This window comes from Verrucomicrobiia bacterium (assembly GCA_023953615.1).
GTDB lineage: Bacteria > Verrucomicrobiota > Verrucomicrobiia > Limisphaerales > JADLHS01 > JADLHS01.
In genome coordinates, this window is record JAMLJH010000001.1 from 2,001,126 (window position 1) to 2,022,768 (window position 21,643).

At 57.6% G+C, this 21,643-nt stretch carries 21 protein-coding genes; 11 read left to right on the forward strand and 10 right to left on the reverse strand.

Annotation, left to right across the window (positions count from 1 at the left end):
- Positions 1-15: 15 nt before the first annotated feature.
- From uvrB to M9920_08460, 6 genes are all read left to right on the forward strand, one after another.
- Positions 16-2,184 (forward strand): excinuclease ABC subunit UvrB, encoded by a 2,169-nt coding sequence (gene uvrB, locus M9920_08435; GenBank protein ID MCO5052316.1) that lies wholly within the window; start codon positions 16-18, stop codon positions 2,182-2,184.
- On the forward strand, positions 2,181-3,074 hold the full coding sequence (locus M9920_08440) for a rhomboid family intramembrane serine protease (protein ID MCO5052317.1): 894 nt from the start codon (positions 2,181-2,183) through the stop codon (positions 3,072-3,074). Before uvrB ends, M9920_08440 begins: the two co-directional genes overlap by 4 nt.
- A 17-nt stretch (positions 3,075-3,091) precedes the next feature.
- Positions 3,092-4,039: an FkbM family methyltransferase gene (locus M9920_08445; protein ID MCO5052318.1), complete on the forward strand. Its 948-nt coding sequence runs from the start codon at positions 3,092-3,094 to the stop codon at positions 4,037-4,039.
- 132 nt (positions 4,040-4,171) lie between these two features.
- Positions 4,172-5,524, forward strand: coding sequence for a hypothetical protein (locus M9920_08450; protein ID MCO5052319.1), 1,353 nt, complete (start codon positions 4,172-4,174; stop codon positions 5,522-5,524).
- Positions 5,525-5,662: 138 nt separating this feature from the next.
- Positions 5,663-6,817, forward strand: a complete 1,155-nt coding sequence (locus M9920_08455; protein ID MCO5052320.1) for a PQQ-binding-like beta-propeller repeat protein — start codon at positions 5,663-5,665, stop codon at positions 6,815-6,817.
- Between the two features lie 7 nt (positions 6,818-6,824).
- Positions 6,825-8,036 (forward strand): glycosyltransferase family 4 protein, encoded by a 1,212-nt coding sequence (locus tag M9920_08460; protein ID MCO5052321.1) that lies wholly within the window; start codon positions 6,825-6,827, stop codon positions 8,034-8,036.
- Positions 8,037-8,044: 8 nt separating this feature from the next.
- Here the strand turns inward: M9920_08460 and M9920_08465 are convergent, their stop codons facing one another.
- The 3 genes from M9920_08465 to M9920_08475 all read right to left on the reverse strand — a co-directional run bounded on the left by M9920_08465 (position 8,045) and on the right by M9920_08475 (position 11,062).
- Positions 8,045-8,680 (reverse strand): acyltransferase, encoded by a 636-nt coding sequence (locus M9920_08465; protein ID MCO5052322.1) that lies wholly within the window; start codon positions 8,678-8,680, stop codon positions 8,045-8,047.
- A gap of 527 nt (positions 8,681-9,207) precedes the next feature.
- Positions 9,208-9,702, reverse strand: a complete 495-nt coding sequence (locus tag M9920_08470) for a hypothetical protein (GenBank protein ID MCO5052323.1) — start codon at positions 9,700-9,702, stop codon at positions 9,208-9,210.
- A 124-nt stretch (positions 9,703-9,826) separates the two neighbouring features.
- Positions 9,827-11,062 (reverse strand): KamA family radical SAM protein, encoded by a 1,236-nt coding sequence (locus M9920_08475; protein MCO5052324.1) that lies wholly within the window; start codon positions 11,060-11,062, stop codon positions 9,827-9,829.
- A gap of 149 nt (positions 11,063-11,211) precedes the next feature.
- Here M9920_08475 and M9920_08480 point away from each other — a divergent pair, with 149 nt between their 5' ends.
- On the forward strand, positions 11,212-11,508 hold the full coding sequence (locus tag M9920_08480) for a hypothetical protein (protein ID MCO5052325.1): 297 nt from the start codon (positions 11,212-11,214) through the stop codon (positions 11,506-11,508).
- 23 nt (positions 11,509-11,531) lie between these two features.
- Positions 11,532-12,542 carry a UPF0236 family protein gene (locus M9920_08485; protein ID MCO5052326.1) on the forward strand — a complete coding sequence of 337 codons (1,011 nt, stop codon included), beginning with the start codon at positions 11,532-11,534 and terminating at the stop codon, positions 12,540-12,542.
- 37 nt (positions 12,543-12,579) lie between these two features.
- Here the strand turns inward: M9920_08485 and M9920_08490 are convergent, their stop codons facing one another.
- From M9920_08490 to M9920_08515, 6 genes are all read right to left on the reverse strand, one after another.
- The gene (locus M9920_08490; GenBank protein MCO5052327.1) at positions 12,580-13,929 is read right to left on the reverse strand and encodes a hypothetical protein; all 1,350 of its coding nucleotides are present in this window, start codon (positions 13,927-13,929) and stop codon (positions 12,580-12,582) included.
- 18 nt (positions 13,930-13,947) lie between these two features.
- Complete coding sequence (locus tag M9920_08495) at positions 13,948-14,271, reverse strand: zinc ribbon domain-containing protein (protein MCO5052328.1); 324 nt, start codon at positions 14,269-14,271, stop codon at positions 13,948-13,950.
- A gap of 16 nt (positions 14,272-14,287) precedes the next feature.
- On the reverse strand, positions 14,288-15,529 hold the full coding sequence (locus M9920_08500) for a DEAD/DEAH box helicase (GenBank protein ID MCO5052329.1): 1,242 nt from the start codon (positions 15,527-15,529) through the stop codon (positions 14,288-14,290).
- Positions 15,530-15,800: 271 nt separating this feature from the next.
- A complete protein-coding gene (locus M9920_08505) occupies positions 15,801-16,025 on the reverse strand; it encodes a type II toxin-antitoxin system HicA family toxin (GenBank protein MCO5052330.1) in 225 nt (74 codons plus the stop codon).
- 3 nt (positions 16,026-16,028) lie between these two features.
- A complete protein-coding gene (locus tag M9920_08510; GenBank protein ID MCO5052331.1) occupies positions 16,029-16,250 on the reverse strand; it encodes a type II toxin-antitoxin system HicB family antitoxin in 222 nt (73 codons plus the stop codon).
- Positions 16,251-16,503: 253 nt separating this feature from the next.
- Positions 16,504-16,659 carry a hypothetical protein gene (locus M9920_08515; protein MCO5052332.1) on the reverse strand — a complete coding sequence of 52 codons (156 nt, stop codon included), beginning with the start codon at positions 16,657-16,659 and terminating at the stop codon, positions 16,504-16,506.
- Between the two features lie 860 nt (positions 16,660-17,519).
- On the opposite strand from M9920_08515, the gene M9920_08520 reads away from it, so the two are divergent.
- Together M9920_08520 and M9920_08525 are read left to right on the forward strand one after the other, a co-directional pair.
- A complete protein-coding gene (locus M9920_08520) occupies positions 17,520-18,590 on the forward strand; it encodes a M42 family metallopeptidase (GenBank protein MCO5052333.1) in 1,071 nt (356 codons plus the stop codon).
- A gap of 89 nt (positions 18,591-18,679) precedes the next feature.
- Positions 18,680-19,876, forward strand: a complete 1,197-nt coding sequence (locus tag M9920_08525; GenBank protein ID MCO5052334.1) for a hypothetical protein — start codon at positions 18,680-18,682, stop codon at positions 19,874-19,876.
- Positions 19,877-19,879: 3 nt separating this feature from the next.
- Here M9920_08525 and M9920_08530 read toward each other — a convergent pair whose 3' ends face one another.
- The gene (locus M9920_08530; protein ID MCO5052335.1) at positions 19,880-20,434 is read right to left on the reverse strand and encodes a gamma carbonic anhydrase family protein; all 555 of its coding nucleotides are present in this window, start codon (positions 20,432-20,434) and stop codon (positions 19,880-19,882) included.
- A gap of 249 nt (positions 20,435-20,683) precedes the next feature.
- Between M9920_08530 and M9920_08535 the strand changes: the two genes are divergently transcribed.
- Positions 20,684-21,610 carry an MBL fold metallo-hydrolase gene (locus M9920_08535; protein MCO5052336.1) on the forward strand — a complete coding sequence of 309 codons (927 nt, stop codon included), beginning with the start codon at positions 20,684-20,686 and terminating at the stop codon, positions 21,608-21,610.
- Positions 21,611-21,643: the final 33 nt, after the last annotated feature.

Consider the following 21,643-nt stretch of genomic DNA (forward strand, 5'->3'; position numbering starts at 1 on the left):
GAATAGCGTGAGTCTGTGTCGTTCAACCTTGTTTCCGAATACGCGCCCGCCGGGGATCAGCCGCAAGCGATTGCGAAGCTGACCGATGGCGTGTTGGCGGGCGCGAAGCATCAGGTGTTGCTGGGCGTCACCGGTTCGGGCAAGACGTTCACGATTGCCAACGTGATTAAAAACGTCAACAAACCCACGTTGGTCATCTCTCACAACAAAACGCTGGCCGCGCAGCTCTACGCCGAATTCAAAGGATTTTTCCCTCACAACGCCGTCGAATATTTCGTCAGTTACTTCGACTATTATCAGCCCGAAGCCTACATTCCGCGCACCGACACGTTCATCGAAAAGGATTCGTCCACCAACGACGACATCGAGCGGCTGCGGCTTTCCGCGATGAGCAGTTTGTTCGCCCGGCGCGACGTGGTGGTGGTGGCCAGCGTCTCGTGCATTTACGGCATTGGCAGCCGCGAGGATTATGAGGCGATGCTGATTCATCTGCACGTCGGGCAACGGTTCACGCGTGAGCAACTGCTCGAAAAACTTGTGGCGCTCCAATACAACCGCAACGACATCACTTTCGAACGCGGTAATTTTCGCGTGCGCGGCGACACGGTTGAATTGTGTCCAGCCTACACGGAGGAGGGATTGCGCATCGAATTTTTTGGCGATGAGATCGAGCGCATCACCCGCTTCGAGCCGCTGACGGGGAAAAAACTGGCGTCGCTCGAAAGCGTGACGGTGTTTCCGGGCAAGCAATTCGTCACCACGCCGGACAAGATGAAGCGGGCGGTCGTGACCATTCGCGAGGAACTGGGCGAACGCATCCGCGAATTTGAGAAACAAGGCAAATTGCTCGAGGCGCAACGGGTCAAGCAACGGACGGAATTCGATCTGGAGATGATGGAGGAAATGGGCTTTTGCTCGGGAATCGAAAATTATTCGCGGCACATCGCCGGGCGTCCGCCCGGTTCGCGTCCCTGCACGTTGCTGGACTTTTTGCCGGAAGATTATCTGCTGGTGATTGACGAATCGCACGCCACCGTGCCGCAGCTCGGCGGCATGTATGAAGGCGATCGTTCGCGCAAAACGGTGCTGGTGGAATACGGTTTTCGTCTGCCGAGCGCGCTGGATAACCGTCCGCTCCGCTTCGAGGAATTCCAGACGATGCAAAACCAGACCATTTACGTCAGCGCCACGCCGGCGCGGCGGGAATTGGAATGGGCCAGGGCGAGTGCGGCGCTCGTGAAGCCGGCGATCATCCCCGTCACCCAACCTTCGGCCACCCCCTCCGCCAGCGGAGGAGAGAGCCGGGGTGAGAAGGCGGCTCAGGCGACGGGCGTGGTTGAACTCGTCGTGCGCCCCACGGGTTTGATTGATCCCAAAGTCACCATCAAACCGCTCCAGGGACAGATTGACGATCTCATCGAGGAATGTCGTCAGCGCGCCGATGCGCGGGAACGCGTCCTGGTGACTACGCTCACCAAGCGCACCGCCGAGGAGCTGACGGATTACCTGCGCGACATCGGGGTGAGCGTGCGTTATCTGCACAGTGAGATTGACGCCATTGAGCGCGTGGAAATTTTGCGGGCGTTGCGCAAGGGCGAGTTCGACGTGCTGGTGGGCATCAACCTGTTGCGCGAAGGATTGGACCTGCCCGAAGTTTCGCTCGTGGCGATTCTCGATGCGGACAAGGAGGGCTTTCTGCGCAGCGAAACCAGCCTGGTGCAAACCGCCGGCCGCGCGGCGCGACATCTGCACGGGGAAGTCATCCTTTATGCCGACGTGAGGACCGACAGCATCAAGCGCTTTCTTGCCGTGACCGAGTACCGCCGCCAGAAACAACTGGCCTACAATGCCGAGCATCACATCACGCCGCGCAGCGTGAAACGGGCGGTCGAGGAGAGTTTGGTGGAACGCGAAGGAGCGCGCCAGGAAGCGGCGGGAGTGTTGCGCGACGCGAGCATGGACGTGGACCTCACGGAAACCATCAATGAACTCGAATCCGAAATGCTTACGGCGGCAAACAATCTGGAATTCGAGAAAGCCGCCCTGTTGCGCGACCAAATCAAGGAATTGAAACGTGCGACCGATGGGGTATCATCCGCAGCGACGGCGAAAACCGCGTCCGTCAATTACTCCCGAAGGGCACCAGTGAAACGTCGGAAAACTACTCGAACCCATCAGGCATGAGGGCCATTGCGCAACTCGCTAATGCGACTCAGGCTCGAACCTTTAGCGATTATCTGCTCGCTCAAAAAATCCCCAATGAAGTGGAGGAGGACAGCGGTTCGTGGATCGTTTGGGTTTTGGATGAGGAACAAATTACTGAAGCCCAGACGCGACTCCAAAAATTTCTGGCCCAGCCCGGAGCGCCCGAGTTTCAGGTGGCCGGCGCCCAAGCCGCTCAAATCCGGGCGGACGAAGCGAAAGCGCACGCCAAGTTTATCCGGCGGCAGCGCGCGGCGCAGCAGCTCCTTGCGAAATCTGGGGAACACAGTCTCGGTTTCCTCACGTGCGGTTTGATTGCGGTGTGTGTGCTGGTGGCCCTTCTTTCGCAAATGGGCGCTGAAATTCAAATCGTCCGCAAGCTGGTTATGGCGGATCCGCTGCGCGCCGATGGGACATTTCTACCCGACGTTCGCGCCGGTGAACTCTGGCGGCTGGTGACGCCGATCTTTCTGCACTTCGGTCTGCTGCATCTGCTGTTCAACATGATGTGGTTGTTTCAATTGGGGAATATGATTGAAGCGCGGCGCGGCGCGGCGATGTTGGGTGCGTTGGTTTTGGTCACTGGCACCCTGCCCATGCTGGCGCAGTATCTGGTTAGCGGTCCCGGCTTTGTAGGGGGCATGTCGGGAGTGATCTACGGTCTGGCGGGTTACGCCTGGATCGTGGGAAGAAAAGATCCAGCTTCGGGTATTGGTCTGAATCAGCAAAGCTGGCTCATTCTCCTCATCTGGCTGGTGTTGTGCTTCACGGGAATGCTCGGTCGCATTGCCAACACCGCCCATGTCGCCGGATTGCTGATCGGATTGGGCTGGGGCTGGTTGAGTGGATGGCAACAGGGACGGCGGCGATAAGTCCGTTTGGTGACGACATGACTGTATTCGGCAAGAAAAATCCTCCGGTGCTGCTGGCCCAGGCTTGGGCTTGTTGGTGGTCGTTACGTAAGAGCGGGGCCTTTTGTTGGGGTGACGCCTGGATGAATTGGCGTTCCTGGCTGCTGCCAAGTCGCTTTGCCTATCGGGCGGCCGGACGTGCCTTGGCGCGCGAGACCACCATTCAGACAATTGAAGCGGACGTGCATCAAGTAACTTTAAAAAAATCGGGGCTGAAGTTTTTTTGGATCGGCAAGTTGGATAACAATGTTTATTGGACGTTGGCCCAAGAGTTTGATCCCACGTATCCGCATTATTACACCACGCCACCCATTCGACTGACTCCGGAAAGCATCATTTTGGACGTTGGCGCTTGTGAGGGACTTTTTGCTTATCGAACGCTGCGGCAGGGGCTTGCGGCCAAAGTAATTTGTTTCGAGCCATCCGAGCGAACTGCCGACTACCTGCGGCGCGGAGCCACCATGAATGCGGTGGAGGATCGGCTCATCACCGAAGTCATGGCGGTCAGTCACCAATCTGGCCGCGTTGGTTTTGCGGAGGGTGACAGCCCAACCGCCAACCGCATCGTTAGTGAAAACGACGGCGCATTAACCAAGCAAATTCCGGCGGTGACCTTGGACCAGTATTGCGCCCAACATCGTCTCGTGCTTGGGCCTCGAGATCTCATTAAGGTGGATGCCGAAGGCGCGGATTTTGATGTGTTGCGCGGGGCCGAGCAGTTGATTCGTCAGGGAAAACCTCAAATCACGGTGACCACTTATCACCTCGAAGCTCACGCGCGTGAAATCCTTACCTATTTGCGTTCCATCCAGCCAGCCTATCGGTTCCGTTTGAAAGGTCTGACCCGCTTCGGCCCGGTTCACGACTCCGAAGGCTCCCGGTTACGTCCGGTGTTATTACAGGCCGCGTTTGAAACGGAGGCTTGACCGCCGTTCGACAAATTCTTCAATTGGGCTGACCGCTGTGTGCGCCATCATTGATCAACTCAAATCAACATGAGCAACCTGAAACGGATCTGCTCCCGCCTTTACCGCTCCGCGGTCGCTTGGTCGTGGATAATGAACGGGCTCCGTTTAACGGCGGGCATCCTTGTTCTTCCGTTGTTGGCGGTCCAACTGGCCAAGCCGGACTTCGACATGTATTTCGTGTTCCTGAGCCTGTCGGCGCTCGTGCCGATTTTGGATCTCGGATTCTCCTCCAGCATTGGTCGGGCGGTAAGTTATGCCATGGGCGGAGCTACAAAGCTCAAGGCTCAAGGATTTGTGCCTCAAGTCGGCGTGAATGGCCCCAACCACGAGCTGCTCTGGAAGTTGTTGCAAACCACCCGAAAAATTTACCGCCTCCTGTCCTTGGGCACGATTGTGCTGCTCGGATGCCTGGGCACACTGCTGGTGGCCAAAGTCGTTCCCGAAACCACGCGCCCCACCCTTACCTGGATCGCTTGGGGACTGACGCTCATCGCGGTCCTGTGGGAAATTTACAGCGGCTGGTGGAACGTGTTTCTCCGCAACATGGATCAAGTGCTGGTCAGCACCCAGCAATTGGCCGTGGCTCAAGCCGTCAAGGTCGCGTTGAGCGCCGCGCTCCTGCTGGCGGGTGGGGATTTACTCAGTGTCCCGCTCGCCACCATCACCTCGAGTCTGCTTCAGCGTTCCTTGGCGCGGCGACAGGTTCGTCGCTTGCTGGGAACACCGACCTCGAAGATGGCCGCGGCGGAACTCAAAGCCTTTGTCGCCACACTTTGGCCCAACAGTTGGCGGGTGGGTCTGCAATATCTGAGCAGCTATCTCGCTGGGCAGGCCAATACGCTCATCTGCCTCCCTCTGCTCGGATTGGCTGCGGGGGGCACGTATGGGTTTTCACTCCAATTGATCATGATCTGCTCAAGCATGGCGCAGGTGTGGATGCAGGTGAAATGGCCGTTGATTGGGCAGCTTCGCATCCAGCAGGATTATGCCGCACTGCGGCGGTTGATCTGGCCGCGTATCTGGCTGCAGTATTTCACTTATCTGGTTCTGGTTCTTGGCGTCATCCTTGTGGTGCCCGCCTTGTTGCAATGGCACGGATCTGAAAAAAATTTGATGCCATCGTTTTGGTTGACCCTGCTTGCACTGCACGGATTTTTGGAAATGAACTACATCTTCTGGGGCACACTGATTTCCACCGAAAACCGGACGCCGTTTACCTGGCCGATCATTACTTCAAACCTGGTGAGTTTTCTGCTCGTGCTGGTCCTGCTCAAGACCACCCGACTGGGACTCGGCGCCCCCGTGCTCGCTCCGTTGTTGGTGAACACACTCTACAACCATTGGAAGTGGCCTCAAGCGGGCGCTCAGAGCATCCACACGACATGGTGGCGGCTGCTCCGACGATCCGCTTTCGTCAAATCGAACGGACCGGCGGCCTCTTGATTCGTGGCTGAAATCCGCTTCCGAATGGATTTATATCTGGCGGACGTTGGGCAAAGCTCCGCGCCTCGACCTCCCGTTTACAATCCGCAACGAAAACCGGCTTTATCCCGGTCATTCAATCCGGCATCGTAGGTTCGAATGAACAAATTTTGGCGTGGGTTCTGGATCATGTGTGGCAGTGCCGTGTTCACTGTCGCGCCGTTGAGTGGGGCCGCTGAGATCCACTATACGGTAACGAATCTCTGGCAGGCGCCGGTCGGGCTTTACAACCAATCCTCGCCGGCACTTGGTTCGGACGGGGTCATTTATATCACGGGTTGGCAGGGACAATTGCGGGCCATCAATCCCAACGGTTCAGAAAAGTGGAACTTTTATTTTGGTGTGGATACCGTGTCCTCGCCTGCCGTTGGCGCCGAAGACGTCGTGTATTTCGGCGCGCGCGATAAAAACATCTATGCCGTTTCCGCCAGTGGCAAAAAGCTCTGGAGCTTCAAAACCGGCGGTTGGGTTGACGCCTCGCCGGCTCTGGGCGCGGACGGAACAATTTACTGCGGGGCGGCGGATGGAAAGTTCCGTGCTTTGACTGCTGATGGTCAACTGAAATGGGCCTTTCCGACCAGTCAGCCCATTGTTGCTTCGGCGGTGATTGATGGTGCGGGCTGCATCTATTTCGGCGCCAATGATCGTAAGTTTTACGCGCTGAATCCGGATGGCTCGCTGCGTTGGGAGTTCGTGACCGGCGGCGCCATTATTTCCTCGCCCGCCATTGGCAGTGAGGGCGAACTTTATTTCACTTCCACCGACGGCAAATTTTACGCTGTTAATTCGGATGGAATCCCGCGCTGGACATTGTCAACCGGCGGCATTTCGGCATCTGCTCCGGTCCTCGGACCGGACGGAACAATTTATGTCTCGGTGAACACCAATCATTGCGCCATTTCTGCGGAGGGAAAAATGCTTTGGCAACGTGGTTTTTGGAATTTGACGCAAGCCGATCTGTTCGGGGAAAGCGCGGCGGCAGTGTTGGCAAATAACACGGTCGTGTTCACTGGACGCGATGGCTACGTGATGACGGTTCCGGACGATGATGGTGGCAAGGAGTGGATCTGGAACTACTGGCTCTTTTCGCCCTCGTACTCATCGCCCTTGGTGGCTCCGGACGGCGTCATTTACGTGATGGGATTGGCGCGCGAACTTAGCGCCTTGCAGCGCAATATCCCGCTCGCTCAGTCGCCCTGGCCCACCGCGCGGGGCAATTCGCAGCGCACGGGACGAATCGCCAGTGCTTTTTGATCCGTTCATGAGTTTGAAGTCACCCAGTGAGTTGCTGTCGGGGGAGCGTCCTTTGACGGTCGCCTGGTTTTCTTTCTTTCCGATCGAATGGTTGCCGGATGCGCCGGAGGAAATCCGGCGCTTGCCCCGGCTGCATCCCGCTTCCTGGCAGCGCGTTTTGTTTGATCAATTTGCTGCCGATCGCCGCCTCAAATTACACATCATCGTCTTACGCAAACAATTTGCGCGGGATCAGACTTTCGAAGTGCGCGGAGTGACTTTCCATCTGCGCAAAGTGCGAGGGGGCACCAGAGCTCCATCATTCTTCTGGTTGGACACCTGGGTGATCCAGCGCGTCTTGCGTGAGATCAAGCCTGACGTGGTTCATGCGTGGGGAACGGAGCAAGGAGCGGCGATCGTGGCCAACCGACTGGGCTATCCCCAGGTGGTGACGATTCAAGGCTTAATCAGCTGGTACGAACAGGTCGTGCCGGTGCCGTGGATGGTCAAATTGGCGGGCCGGATCGAACGGGCTTCATTGCCGAACGCGAAAACGCTTACGACCGAGGCGCGATTCACGGTGAACTGGTTACAACAGCATTATCCGCGTGTTTGCGTTGAACAGATCGAGCACGCGCCCGATCCGGTATTTCATCAATTGCGTCGGCAGCCATCACTGCAACCGCTGCGACTCATTTTTGTGGGCGCGCTGGATTATCGCAAAGGTGGCGACGTCTTGTTGCTCGCTTTGGATCAGCTGCGTACGGAATTTCAATTTGAACTTATCGTCGTGGGCGGCCTGAAACCAGACGTGCAGGAGTTAACCGCTGAAGTGTCGCAGGAGCTTTGGTCGCGCGTGCAAATGAAAAGCAATCTGACGCATGTGGAAATCGCAGCTGAGCTTAGCCAGGCCACGCTGGCGGTGTGTGCTTCGCGGGCGGATGTCAGCCCGAACGCCGTAAAGGAAGCCGTCGTGGCTGGAGTCCCGGTAGTGGCGACGGCGGTGGGTGGAATTCCTGATTACGTCATCCCTGGCCGCAACGGCGTGCTGTGTCAGCCGGGTCGTGTTGAAGAACTGGTGGCGGCCCTACGCTCTGCCTTCACCGATTCTGAATTTTCCAAAGGCCAGGTAAACCTGGAGACGCTCCAGAAGATGCGGGTTTATTTGTCGCCGCAAACCATGGCACGCCGGTTCTACGAGACTTACATTTCGGTCGTGCAAAAAACGGCGCGCGGATAATTCTGGGTTCAGCGCCCGGTCAAGGCGCGCGGAGCGTTTTTGGGCGACAGCACCTGAGCGGGATTGCCTACTGCAACGTGCCCCGATGGGACCTCCCGACTGACCACGGCCCCGGCCCCAACAATCGCCCGGTCGCCGATCCGAACGCCCTTGAGAATAATCGCTCGGGCACCAATAAAAACGCCCCGACCAATGATAACCGGTTTGGGGTTGTCCGATGCGGCTTCCCCCCAATTCCATTCGCCGATGGGAGCATGAAAGTCATTATCGAAGATCATTGCGTCCGCACCTACAAAAGTGCCTTCGCCAATTTCCACCCGTTTCGCCGCACTGATCGCCGTGCTGCTCAATCCCACCCCCGGGCCTAAAATAATTTCTGCTCCTGACCGCGTAGTCACCAATGACACCGGACGACCACATCCAAGCGGGTTGCTGCGCAGAGCGCTGTTCAGGCAAACCCGCTCACCCAAAACAATGCGCGAACCTGGAAACCGTTTGAGGTAGGGGCGGCCGGTGAATATCACTCCTTGCCCTAACTCCAGGCCGCGCGCCCGCGCTTCCGTTCGCCAGAGGGAGTTCAACACTCCGCGTCTGGCGGCGTTGATGAAGCGCAGCCATTGAGGCAACAAACCGGTCGGTTGCATACCGAAGTCTTGCGAGCTATCCGTCGCGACGCAAGTTTTACCCAAGTGACATGTTGCTGGGTATTGAACTTGATTGAATCCACGACTTCGGGTGTCCCATTTCCGAACACATCCAAGTGATCACGACAGGACTTGGTGAAAAATAAGCTTGAATCGGGTCACTCCGTGCGGGCACGGTATGGTATCGGTTGTGCTGAAGGTGTGGCCATGATTACCGCAATCGCCATAGTAACCGGCTTGTTAGCCTCCGGATTCCTGACCGGGTTGTGTATCGCCCACCGGGCGCCGTTCGGCTATCAGGATGAAAATGGATTCCACTTCGGTACCCCTTCTTTTTCCGCCTGATCCAGAGAATCGTTCAGGTGGATTACGCGTTGTGTTCCTGACGCTCAAATGATTTTTGGCCCGCCCCCGCAGCGTCGGGGTCGGTAAACCATAAGCTAATCCCCCCGGCAGATTACCCCAGTCACGGCACCATCCCGCTGTGAATGTGGATTACGGCCGGGGGGATTTGTTTAACGCCAGACTCAGAAGCCGAGTTTGGCCATTTCCTGTTCGAGCGCGAGTTGAAATCGCTCGATATCCGCTGGTGCCGGTTTGTAACCGGCTTGTTGCGGCACCAAACCCAACCGCCCGGTTTGATCGAGATACCATTCCGCTTTCATCCCATCACTGAAAATCACTCCGCCGCTGGCCAATGCCCCCGGACGAGCAATGCGATCCACGGTCACGGACACTTTGCCGCCCGCCGCCAGTGGATCTTCCGCGGCGAAGGTCTTGGCCGCTTCTGGCGACAAAGGAGTCGTGCTCAGTGGCGAATTTGCTGAAGCCGGTGCCGCCACAGACGGCGCTGGCTCAGGGTCCTTCAGCCGCAATTTCAAGTCGTCCACCAGAAACCGCACCTCCATGTACGTGAGCCGAACGCCAAACTCTTCCGCCAAGCGCGTCTGCACCTCGGAAAGTTTGGCCCCGGTGGCCACCCATTCAGAAACTGCCTGCTGCTGCTGCTCAGTCAAATTCATATCAACACGGGACATTCTGCTGCGTTTGGCGGGAATGAAAATGATTTTTTCACCAAGCCAGCGGATTCAGGTGGCACGACGAGAATTTCGTCTGTCGGCATCACCGTGAAACCAAACCGGTTGCTTACGCCGGTCGGGGCTGGGCCAGGGCTTCGGTGGCAACTGCCGCTTCTTTAACCTCGGGATACTCGAAGATTTTACCTTCGTAATTGCGGATGACCACCCGATCCGTATCGCGGGTCAACACGTAACCGGGGCTTAACGGCACCTTGCCGCCGCCGCCGGGCGCGTCAATAACATAGGTCGGCACCGCGTAACCGCTGGTGTGCCCCCGTAACTGCTCAATAATCTGCAACCCCTTCTCCACACTCGCGCGCAGATGCGCCGAGCCTTTGATCAAGTCACATTGGTAAAGGTAATACGGTTTCACCCGGCACATGAGTAACTTGTGGACCAAGGCCCGCATCGTGGTGATGTCATCATTTACCTGGCTCAGCAGCACCGATTGATTGCCCAACGGAATGCCCGCGTCCGCCAGGCGTTCCAAGGCGGCGCGCACTTCCGTGGTCAGTTCGCGCGGATGGTTCGAGTGAATGCTGATGAAAAGTGGATGAAACTGTTTCAGCATCGCACACAACTCGGGGGTGATGCGTTGCGGCAGAAAAATCGGTATGCGGGTGCCGATGCGCAGAAATTCCACGTGCGGGATGGAGCGCAGCCGATGGAGCAAATACTCGATCTTTTCGTCGCTGAACAACAGGGGGTCACCACCGCTCATCAGCACGTCGCGAATTTCCGGATGGCTTTCGATGTAGGCGATTTGTCGGTCAAACTCAGGATGAAAATCGTAACCCGAAGCGTTGCTGACCAGCCGTGACCGCGTGCAATACCGGCAATAGGAAGCGCATCGGTCCGTGACCAGAAACAGCACGCGGTCCGGATAACGATGCACCAAGCCCGGCACGGGGGAATGTGAATCTTCACCGCACGGATCGCTCATCTCCCAGGAGGCGGTGTGCGTTTCTTCAATGCGCGGCACGATCTGCCGGCGGATCGGACAATTTTCATCCGTCGGATCAATCAAATTGAAAAAGTACGGCGTGATGGCCAGCGCCAGCTTGTGATTGACCAGTTGCGTTCCGGCCAGTTCTTCGGGCGTGAGCGTGGGCAGCAGTTTTTGCAACTGCGCGAGCGTGGTGATCCGGTTGCGCAACTGCCATTTCCAGTCGTTCCAGTCCTGGTCGGAGACCTCCGACCAAACGCCGCGTCCGGCTGGATGGAATTGTTTCAGTGCTAAAAACTCGGTTTCAGTAGCGGGCGGTCTCGAAGTATCAGACGGAGCCTTATTGTCACTATGCATTATTTGTAAAGCCACTATAGGATTCGAGTTGACGGTGTCAAGTTGCCCCCCAATCCGGGGTGTGATTGGAAGTGACGGTCAAAGGCTAATTTTTTGTAAGTGATTTAGCCCTGGCGCCTTGGAACGATTTTGTATATTTGAAGTGGTTCATGAACGATGAACGACCGAAATCCAAAAACGTTTCCCCTTCCCGCCGATCCCTGGAAGAGCGGTTGGCGCATCGGCCCGACGTGCTGGCACGGCTGCACGAACTGGCCGATACGCTCGACCAATCCGTCACCGACGACTGCACCGCCGATGAAGCCGAAGCGCGCGTGAGCGCGCAGGTGCGCCAATTGGCTCAGGAGCTTTTGGGCCAGTGGGCCCGCGAAGCCGAGGCCCACACCCAAGCCCAGGTGCCCCAGCGCCATCCGGATGCCATTCACTACGGTAAAAAAAAAGACTGACGTGGCAGACCACCTTTGGGTGGGTGGAAGTCCAGGAGACGCAATGGCGGCTGGGCCGGCGCGGCCGGTTGTTGCGCCCCTTCTGCCAACGGGCCAGGGTGAATCCGCGCGGCCGTTCGCGGCGGTTGCAACGGGCGCTGGTGGATTTCGGGGCCGAGGAAAGTTTTGCCCGCGCCGCTCAACGCGTGCGGGAACACTACGGGCTGGACGTGACGGCCACAGCGGTGCGCCAGCACACCTTGGCGCACGGGGCGCGGATCAGCGCCTTGGCCGTCACGCCGCCCAAACGCGCGGTCCGCACGCTGGTCACGCAACTGGACGGCAGTCTGATTCCCATCATGGTGCCGCCCACCCACAGCGAAGATCGTCGCTGCGGCAAACAACTCATCTGGCGCGAAGCGCGTTTGTGTCTGGCTCGGCCCAAAGACTCGGCCACGCCCTGCTACGGCGCCACCTTGGGCAGCGTGACGCTGGCTGGCGCGATGTGGCGGGCCACGGCCCAAGCCGCCGGGCTGGGCGCACGCACGCACGTCCATGGGGTGGGCGACGGGGCGGCCTGGATTCTCACCCAGTTCCAGGAACAGTTCGGCGCGCAAGGTGATTACTTGTTGGACTTCTACCACGTGAGCGAATACCTCGCGGCGGCCGCGACGGTGATTCACCCCAAAAATCCCGAACGCTGGCGCCGCCGCCAACAAAGCCGGTTGCTGGAAAACAAGGTGTCGGCCGTGCTGCGGGCGTTGACTGCGCACCTCGAACCCGAAGGCGTGCCGACCGCGCCCGTGCGGGCGGCGTACCGCTACTTGAGCGAACGGCGGGCGCATCTGGACTATGCGGGCGCACGGACGGCGGGACTGGAGATCGGCTCCGGCGAGATTGAAAGCGGCCATCGGCATGTGATTCAACAACGGCTCAAACTGGCGGGCAGTTGGTGGAAGGAAACCAACGCCGAAGCCATGCTAGGCCTACGCGTGGCCCGCGCCAACCAACTCTGGTCGCGCTACTGGTCCACGCCAAAACTCGGCCTCAATTGACCGTCACTTCCAATCACACCCCCCAATCCGGTCAAAATCAGGGCGTGAGACCCGCCGGATTCCGGGTATCAACGGAAACTACGTTGGTGGCGGCCAACTGTCGTCGCTGCCGATCCAGGGCGTCGAGCCGTTGAATCGCCGTGTTGGCGGCCCTCGCCGCGCTGGCGGGCAGCGGCATTCGACCAAAAGCGCGCGTGGCCCGTGATCGTTGCTTGGCGAATTCGGACAAGGTCATGTAGTAATTATCCACCAATTCCAAATACGCCGGAGCAATCCGCGGCAGCGCCAGGCGCAGAGCCTGTAATTTTTCCTGCACCACCTGCAATTGCTTGGCGGCATCCCAATCGCGCAGCACCGTTTGCAATGGCGCTTCGGTTCGCACGGGCAATTCGCCCGGACGCGCGCGCACGGCGAGTGACACCCGGAGCAGCTCGTCCAGTTTTTGCGCGCTTTCTTCGGGCGTCCAGAGCTGCCGGTTGTCGCGTCCCAGGAAATACGCCACCTGCAACGCCCACCATTTTTCCAGCGCCAACTGACTCGAGAAGGTCGTTCGATAAGTTTCGAGAAAGGCTGATTGCCAATTGTAATAGCGTGGCAACGCCCGCACCAAGCGGCTCAATTCCTCGTCTCCGCGCTTGAGCTGGCGCAGTTCCGTGACGAATAATTGCGCGCTCGCTTCAAAGTATTCCGCATCAGCAGGCGTAAATTTTTCCGGCGCGGGCCAGCTCAACTCGGCCAGCGTGGGGGGCGGTCGTTTTTGTAGAATTTGCCGGGCGCGGGCCAGGGGATCAGGATCGGTGACTTTCAGGTTTCTTGGCTCGACCATCAACCGGCCAATGCTCAAGGAGGGCGTGGGCAAGATCAGCTCGACTTGCTGCGAGTTCAGGAGTCGTTGAGTTAATCCTTCCGACAGCCAGAGGGGGATTTCGGCGCTGCGTTCGTTGCTGCCGCGATTGGCCATCTCCAGCAATAAAACTTGAACCATCGTCCGGAAAAATGACGCCGGCTCGATCTGCTGCGGTAAATCCACTCGATACAACCACTGGCTGCCCAAGCGATCCACTTTAATCAGCGGGACAAAACCCGCCGATTTAACCGGTCGGATGATCACCTGAATCACATCCCGCCATTCCCGCCCCGTCGCCAGCTCCCGCTCCAGCGCCTGTTTGATCCGTTCACAGGACACGACCAGGAACGGCGCGGTCAGCTCCATTCGCTCGGCATTCGGTTTACTCAAGGGCAACGCCAGCCCGGGGGTGGCCGACTGAAAATCCGAAACGAGAAATTGTCCGGAAACACTGCGCAGCGGTTGCATTCCGGTCGCTGCGCGAACTACCGTTCCGCCGCTTCCAAGCCCGAACAAGAGAATGAGTAACCAGGCTTTCATGACGGCGAACGCAGCGTCTCAGCTTTTCGCGGCGGGCTGGGCCGGGGCGCTTTCGGACTTTGTCGTCGTCTTGCTCGCTCCGTTTGTCGCGGCGGACCTGGCTTCGGTCTCTTTCTTGGCCGCTTGCTTGTAGCCTTCGCTGCGATAATCGGTGATGTAGAAACCGCTGCCTTTGAAAATCAAGCCGGCCCCGGCGCCGATCAGGCGATGGACGCGACCCCCGCATTTCTTTTTGGTGCGCCCCACGGGCAATTGGCATTTCGTCAGCGGTTTGTCCTTCATGGATTGCCGCACTTCAAATTCGCGGCCGCATTTACTGCATTGGTATTGATACGTAGGCATAATGAAATTCTGGGAATCAACGACGGCGCCGCCGTCCGCCGGGCGCGAAGTGATATCCTCCATGCACGCGCACGCCGATGGCCCGGCCGGGGAAACCGCTGGGCTGCCCCGGCTTGTCCGATTCAAACAACGCGGTGTAGCGGTAATCAAAATGCTCCAGTTTCACCCGCGCGATTTTCTTCGCGATAAACCGTTCGATGGCGGCCACCGCCTGCGCGTCTTCCGCCACCATGATGGTAAACGCTTCGCCCCGGGACTCGGCCCGCCCGGTGCGGCCAATCCGGTGAATGTAGTCTTCCGGATGTTGCGGCACGTCGTAATTGATCACGTGACTGACATCCTCGATATCCAGTCCCCGCGCGGCAATATCCGTAGCCACCAGTATTTCATATTTGCCGCTGCGGAATCCATCCAGAGCCTGTTCGCGCTCGCGCTGGGTGCGATTGGAATGTAGCACCGCCACGGCGTAATTGCTTTTCTTGAGCGTGCGCGCCACGCGATCCGCTCCGTGCTTGGTGCGGCAAAATATAATGACCGATTCGTATTGCACCTGATCCAACAGCGCCAGCAACAGATCGGTTTTTTGCGTTTCGGCCACTGGATAGATGACATGCTTGACCGTATCGGCCGGGGAACGGCGCAGGCCAATCTCGACGGTCTGCGGCTGGTGCATCGCCCAACTGATCAGCGTTTCAATCGCTGGCGGAATGGTGGCGGAGAACAACAGCGTCTGCCGTTTTCGCGGACACTTCTCGACGATGCGCCGCACGTCAGGCAAAAATCCCATGTCCAACATGCGATCCGCCTCATCCAGCACGAGGTGCTGAATCTGATTCAACTTGCAATTGCCGTGTTCCAAGTGATCCAGCAACCGTCCCGGCGTAGCGACGATTACGTCCACGCCAGTTTTCAAAGCTTCGGTTTGTCGCCCGTAACCCACGCCGCCAAAAACCACCGCCACTTTCAGATTGGTGAATCGCGCAAAATCCCGGATGGCGGTTTCCACTTGGGCGGCGAGTTCGCGCGTGGGTTCCAGCACCAATAACCGCGATTGGGGTTGATGGTTTCCGAGCTTGGACAAAATGGGCAACGCAAAGGCCGCCGTTTTACCGGTGCCGGTCTGCGCGCTGCCAATAACATCCTGTCCCGCCAGCACCAACGGAATGGCCCGAAGCTGAATCGGCGTGGGTTCCACATATCCCATCGCCTTGACGCCTTCGAGAAGTGACGGCGACAACCCTAAACTACTAAACGACATATAGCGATTATTGCCGGATTTCCCGGCGAATGTCGAAGGGGAAGTTACGGGGGCACTCGCGCCAACCCGCCGCTTTCGCAATCGCAATCTTGATCCTCGTTAAATCGTTACAGCGTTGCCGCGTTAAAATGGTGAGCCGCCGAGGTAACGAAGCCGGAGGGCATGGGGAACCAACCACGTCGGACGCGGCGCCATGGCGCAAGAAACTCGACCAGCCAGTTTTGTTGATAATCAACTCTTTGCATGTCTGGTTTCTCAGGAGACGGTCCTCTCACAATAATCCCTCAAAATCTTCCGTCTCCATCTCTACGTCTTTGAGTATTTTATTCAACAATCCAGGACCAATAGTTTCACCCGCGTGAACCGGCACAACCGTCCGTCGCCCGTCAGGATGCTGCATGAAATGATGACTGACACGCACTCGCAATACGACAAAACCGACACGGCGCAGTGAGGCGATCACTTCCCGCCCACGTAATCGCGGCAGACGTGCCATAATTCAAACCACAATGCGCTGCACACCAACAAACTCGGTGGTGATCGGTGTATCCTGCTCAACTTCCAGACACAACTCGATGGCCTCGCGAACCCGTTCAATAAGCTTGTCGAGGGAGCGTGCCTGCGTATGACAACCCGGCAATTCAGGAACACTGGCAACATAGTAACCCTCCCTGTCCCGCTCAACGATGACGCTAAACTCCTGCTTCTTCGATTTTCGCATGAAGCTGATATGCCAGAGAATAACCGGGGACGCAAGGTCGCCTACCCACCCGTTCGGAGAGCATCCTTTCACCTGCTCGCGCTTGATGCTCTACAGTTGAAATTCTGCGCGCCCTTTCTGCCGCCCCGCTGGGGCTTGGGGTGGTGCAACATTCAACCCACGGCTCCCGCCGTGGGCTACCTTCGGTCGCGCTCCGCGCTGAGTTTTACCAGTCCTCCCCAAAAACCACGGACAACTTCTCGAGGATCAACAGTTAGGCGCTGAAGCGCACGAGGAACCAACCGCGTTGGACGCGGCGCCATGGCGCAAGAAACTTGACCAGCCAGTTTTGTTGGTAATCAGCCTTTTGCATGTCTGGTTTCTCAGGAGTCGTCAGGTCGAATTCAAAGTAATGGGTGGCTGATGGCATAAACAAAGAGCCCCAAATAACTAACAAGCAACGTGCAGCACCAAATGAACTGTCCGGACAATCTACTGCTCCTCCCATGTCCGCACACACTCCAAGTTGCAAATGCTGTGGCCGAACCTGTGAAAAGCAAACCCAACCAAAATAATGCGCCGGGCAAATATGGAGTCTTATGGAAGTGCAGACCAAAGATATGCCAGTAGCAAATATCTAGAACGAACAATAATGCGACAGAGCTGATGACCGAACTGGTGGCGATGAATGTGTTTTTCATAAACGGGTGATGTCGTTTAACGAACTCAGCTCAGCGGCCCGGCGCCCGAACCGTCCCAATTACCAACCTGAGACGCTCAGGCCAAGCTCGCCGAAGCGGTTGGTGACTTTTTTCTGTGGAAACGTATAAATCCGGCATGGCAGTGAGTCAACGGGAAAGCTCGATCAGTTGCTGGATCAGTTCCGTGCGGTTCTGCGTTTGCATTATTACGCCCACGGCTCCCGCCGTGGGCTGCCTTCGGTCGCGCTTTGCGCTAAGCCGGAACGATGCACTTAGTCTGAGTGGAACGGCCAACTTGGCCGTTCTGGGCGGCAACCTGCCGCCCAGACGAGCGCACGGAGATCGCACCCCATTGAGTTCGCACTCTTGGCGTTCGGCTATCGGGCTGGTAGCCCAATAGAACGGGCCAGTGGCCCGTTCCACCCAAGCTCCAATCGAATCGTTCCGACTGAGTTTTACCGGCCATCGCCCGAACTTGCACTCCGTCGTAACGCGGTGACGGTTTAGCATTGTAACGGTTCAACCCCGCAACAAAACTTCGCCCACGCGCGCGCTCGACTCGTCTCCATCCGTTTTCTATGTTGTCGCCATGCGTGAAGCTTCATTGAACTTTCTTCGAACCCTGGTCAACACTCCCAGTCCGGTCGGACACGAAACGCGTGGTCAGCGGGTCTGGCTTGATTATGCCAAAAAATACGCGGATGAAACCCACTCCGATGCTTATGGCAACTGCGTCGCGGTGCTGAATAAAGGCGGCGGTCCGCGGATCATGCTGGCCGGGCACGCTGACGAAATCGCCATGTCGGTGAATTACATTGATGAGAACGGTTTCATCTACGTGCGGCGCATGGGCGGGGTGGACGCGGCGATCACCAAGGCGCAACGCGTTACCATTCACGCCAAATCCGGTCCGGTGCGCGGTGTGGTCGGAAATGTCGCGCCGCACCTGACCAAATCGGATGGCGATCCCAAGCCGCCCAAAATCCACGACTTGTTCATTGATATCGGCGTCAAGTCTCGTGAAGCCGCGGAACAGTGCGTTCGCATCGGCGACCCCATCACGCTTGTGGACGAATTTGAGTTGTTGCGTAACGACCTCGCAATTGCCCGCGCTTTCGATAACCGCATCGGCACCTGGGCCGTCATCGAGGCGCTGCGTTTGCTGAAAGACTCGGCGCGCAACCTCAAAGCCGAAGTCTGCGCGGTTTCCAACGTGCAGGAAGAAGTTGGTTTGCTGGGAGCGCGCCAAATCGCTTACTCCCTGCACCCTGACGTCGCGGTGGTGGTGGATGTGACGCACGCCACGGATTATCCCACCGTCAACAAGGCGCAACACGGCGACGTTAAAATCGGCGCCGGACCGACGTTGACCCACGGCGGCTGTAATCATCCCGAAGTGGTCGCCCGCTTGGAAAGCGTGGCGGCTAAAGAAAAAATTTCCCTGCAACACGAAGCCATGTCGAGCACCAGCGGCACGGATACCGACGCCATTTTCTGGACGCGCGGCGGCATTGCCAGCGCCCTGGTCAGCCTGCCCAATCGCTACATGCACTCTCCGGTGGAGTTGATCAGCTTGAAGGATTTGGAACAAATCCCCCGGTTGCTCGCGGCGTTTGCGCTATCCGTGAAAAAAGGAGAGCAGTTTAAGGTGAAGATTTGAAGCGCCACGCACTCAGCCGCCTCACTCCAGAATCCGTGCGAAATTATAACTGCGTGTCACCGGCTGCCCGCTAGACTCAAAGCGCAAGAATGAAAAATTTAGCGATCAACAGGATTCTGATTGGGCTGGTCTTGCTGTTGCTCGGCGCAGGCGGTTCGATGGCCGCGCCGCCAACAGCATCCGCTCCACCTTCGCCATCGTCGGTGCCCGGCGCGGCGCTGGCCCAGCAAATTTCCGTGCTGACCGGCATTGCCATCAGTCCGTTGCTCGGCGCGAGCGCTTATGGCGGTTATCAATGGTATCAATGGCGCCAAGCTCCGGAAGCGGAACGGAAACCGCTGCCGTGGTTTGCGCATCCGTGGTTCTGGGTTACGGGTCTGGTAATTGTTGGCGCTTGTTTTCTCAAGGACACGCTGGGCAACGCCATGCCGGCGGCGATCAAAAAGCCGTTCGATGTCATCGAAGCTCTGGAAAACAAGTTCAGCGGTCTGTTGGCGACCGGCGCCATTGTGCCGTTGCTCATCTTGCTGACGGAGGATTCCGGGCCGCCGCAAGCTTTGGGGAGTGCTCTGGGAGTGGCGATGGTGGACCCTTCCTGGCTTTACAACCTGATTCTGATTCCGGTGGCCATGGTGGCGTTTTTCTTTGTCTTTCTCGCGTCCAACACCATCAACGTGCTGATTTTGCTGAGTCCGTTCACCACCGTGGATACGCTGTTAAAAGGCGCCCGTCTGGCACTGCTTGGTTCTGTGGTTGGCACGGCTTTCCTCAATCCATGGATTGGCGCGGCTTGGGCGCTGATCATCATCATCGTCTCCTATTTCATCGCTGGTTGGTCGTTCCGGCTATCGCATTTCGGCACGGTCTATCTGTGGGACTTCTTCACGTTGCGCCGCAAGCGCTTCAAACCCAAACCCGATCGTAACCGCCTGTTTCTGGGGCGTTGCGTCAACAAAGTTCCAGCCCGCACCTATGGAACGCTGGTTCGCAATGACGCGGGGCATCTGGTGCTGCATTACCGACCGTGGCTGATTTTTCGTCGTCAAACCCTGATCTTGCCGGGCGGTACTTACGCCGTCGGGCGAGGCTTGATCAATTCAGAAGTCTTGAAAGTGGACGGCGAAAAAACGCAGACCACCCTTCTATTGCCGCCGCGCTATCGGTCGCACGAACAGGAATTGTCTGACGCCTACGGTCTGCTCGGAGTGCGCCCGATTGGGTTGCACGCAGCGCTGAAGTGGTTGAAGGAATTGTTCAGTCGAAGCGCGCCGGCCGTCACGGGCTAAAATTCAAGTTGGTAACGGCCCGCCCACGTTGATGCCGTGCTTCAGGCAATAGGCGCTGTTGGCGACGTATTTTGTCGCCCAAAATTTCAAACCGGCCCGCTCTTGTGGCGTCAATTTCCGAACCACCTTGGCCGGTGCGCCCAGCACCAGCGATCCGGCTGGAATTTTCATGCCTTGCTTCACCAGCGCCTTGGCGCCAATGAGCGACTGCCGTCCCACCACCGCTCCATCCAGAATAATCGCGCCCATGCCGACCAACACTTCGTCACCAACCCGGCACGCGTGGACCACGGCCGAATGACCCACCGTGACGTAATTGCCAATAAGACACGGATAATCATCGGCCAGATGCAGCACGGCATTGTCTTGGATGTTCGAGTGATGTCCGACGACAATGCGATTGATGTCGCCTCGCAACACGGCGCCGAACCAGACACTGGAATGTGCGCCAATTTTTACGTCGCCCAGAACGTGTGCGCCTTTGGCGATATAAACATTTCGGCCCAAACGCGGAGCTTGACGCAGAAATGTGTCCAGTTGTCGTTCCAATTTGCCCATGCGACTGTTTTACCGTTTTAACGCTGAAAGAAAATAAGAAAACCCGCCGCAGTAGCCGCTGCGGCGGGTCACCCAACCCAAATCCCTTGCGGGATTTTCAACCACAACCGCCGGAACCTCAAGACCGGCGACTGTGACGGAACGCTTCCACCCCACTTGGAAGCTGAACCGTCAAACCCAACATTCTCTTTGACCAGCTACTTTCCATTTTATTCAAAAACAATTTTCCGCTAAAGTTGCGGCGTCGTTATGGCTAAACCTTCAGTCCGCCATCCTGCGCCTCGAAAGCGGCTGCCGAAATCATTTAAGGACCTCACTCCGGCGCAACATTTTAATCCCACCTCGTTCTTTCATGAACTGATCTGGAAGGCGCTGCTGACGCGGCGTTACGGCGAACCGCAAAAGCCCGTGTTTCCCGCGCTGCAACCGGGCCAGGTCGCCATTACCTGGATTGGTCACGCTTCTTTTTTAATTCAGTTTACCGATATGAACGTGTTGGTGGACCCGAATTTCGCCAACTGGCTGTTTTTGTTGAAACGCATCAAACGCTCGGGCTTGCGCCTAAAAGACCTGCCGCCAATTGATTTGGTGCTGCTGTCCCACGCCCATTTTGATCATTTCCACAAACCCACCCTCCGGCGCCTTTCGCAACCCAAAATCGGCATCATGCCTTGGGGCGTTGGCGAACTGGCGCAAAACCTTGGCTTCGAGCGCGTCATTGAACTCGATTGGTGGGAGAGCTTTAGCCAGCCCGATGTGAAAGTAACTCTGACACCGAGCCGGCATTGGGGCGCGCGAGTGCTGCACGATCACCATCGCGGTTATGGTGGCTTTGTGTTGGAACATCAGGGACGGCGGATTTACCACGCCGGCGACACCGCGTACTTTGACGGATTCAAGGAAATCGGCGCGAAATTACAACCCGACATCGCGCTGTTGCCGATTGGCGCTTATTACCCGGACAGCTTCCGCAAAGTCCACATGGGCCCGGACGAAGCGGTTCAAGCCTTCATTGACCTCGGCTCACGCTGGTTGATTCCGATGCACTATGGGGCTTTCAAACTTTCCTTTGAAGACCTGGACGAACCCCCGCGCTGGCTGAGGAAACTGGCCGCCGAGCAGGGAATCAGTTCCAAAGTTCAGATTCTCAATGAAGGCGTCCCGGCGGTGTTTTGAAGAAACAAAGGCTTGCCTTGCGAGACGGCTCGC

Coding starts and splice junctions, on each gene's coding strand:
- M9920_08530 (MCO5052335.1), bottom strand. CDS start 20,434: ATGGGCAAATTGGAACGACAACTGGACACATTTCTGCGTCAAGCTCCG.
- M9920_08470 (MCO5052323.1), bottom strand. CDS start 9,702: ATGAATTTGACTGAGCAGCAGCAGCAGGCAGTTTCTGAATGGGTGGCC.
- M9920_08465 (MCO5052322.1), bottom strand. CDS start 8,680: ATGCAACCGACCGGTTTGTTGCCTCAATGGCTGCGCTTCATCAACGCC.
- M9920_08525 (MCO5052334.1), top strand. CDS start 18,680: ATGAAAAATTTAGCGATCAACAGGATTCTGATTGGGCTGGTCTTGCTG.
- M9920_08495 (MCO5052328.1), bottom strand. CDS start 14,271: ATGCCTACGTATCAATACCAATGCAGTAAATGCGGCCGCGAATTTGAA.
- M9920_08510 (MCO5052331.1), bottom strand. CDS start 16,250: ATGCGAAAATCGAAGAAGCAGGAGTTTAGCGTCATCGTTGAGCGGGAC.
- M9920_08535 (MCO5052336.1), top strand. CDS start 20,684: ATGGCTAAACCTTCAGTCCGCCATCCTGCGCCTCGAAAGCGGCTGCCG.
- M9920_08475 (MCO5052324.1), bottom strand. CDS start 11,062: ATGCATAGTGACAATAAGGCTCCGTCTGATACTTCGAGACCGCCCGCT.
- M9920_08520 (MCO5052333.1), top strand. CDS start 17,520: ATGCGTGAAGCTTCATTGAACTTTCTTCGAACCCTGGTCAACACTCCC.
- M9920_08445 (MCO5052318.1), top strand. CDS start 3,092: ATGACTGTATTCGGCAAGAAAAATCCTCCGGTGCTGCTGGCCCAGGCT.
- M9920_08515 (MCO5052332.1), bottom strand. CDS start 16,659: ATGCCATCAGCCACCCATTACTTTGAATTCGACCTGACGACTCCTGAG.
- M9920_08490 (MCO5052327.1), bottom strand. CDS start 13,929: ATGAAAGCCTGGTTACTCATTCTCTTGTTCGGGCTTGGAAGCGGCGGA.
- M9920_08480 (MCO5052325.1), top strand. CDS start 11,212: ATGAACGATGAACGACCGAAATCCAAAAACGTTTCCCCTTCCCGCCGA.
- M9920_08505 (MCO5052330.1), bottom strand. CDS start 16,025: ATGGCACGTCTGCCGCGATTACGTGGGCGGGAAGTGATCGCCTCACTG.
- M9920_08500 (MCO5052329.1), bottom strand. CDS start 15,529: ATGTCGTTTAGTAGTTTAGGGTTGTCGCCGTCACTTCTCGAAGGCGTC.
- M9920_08440 (MCO5052317.1), top strand. CDS start 2,181: ATGAGGGCCATTGCGCAACTCGCTAATGCGACTCAGGCTCGAACCTTT.
- M9920_08450 (MCO5052319.1), top strand. CDS start 4,172: ATGAACGGGCTCCGTTTAACGGCGGGCATCCTTGTTCTTCCGTTGTTG.
- M9920_08455 (MCO5052320.1), top strand. CDS start 5,663: ATGAACAAATTTTGGCGTGGGTTCTGGATCATGTGTGGCAGTGCCGTG.
- M9920_08460 (MCO5052321.1), top strand. CDS start 6,825: ATGAGTTTGAAGTCACCCAGTGAGTTGCTGTCGGGGGAGCGTCCTTTG.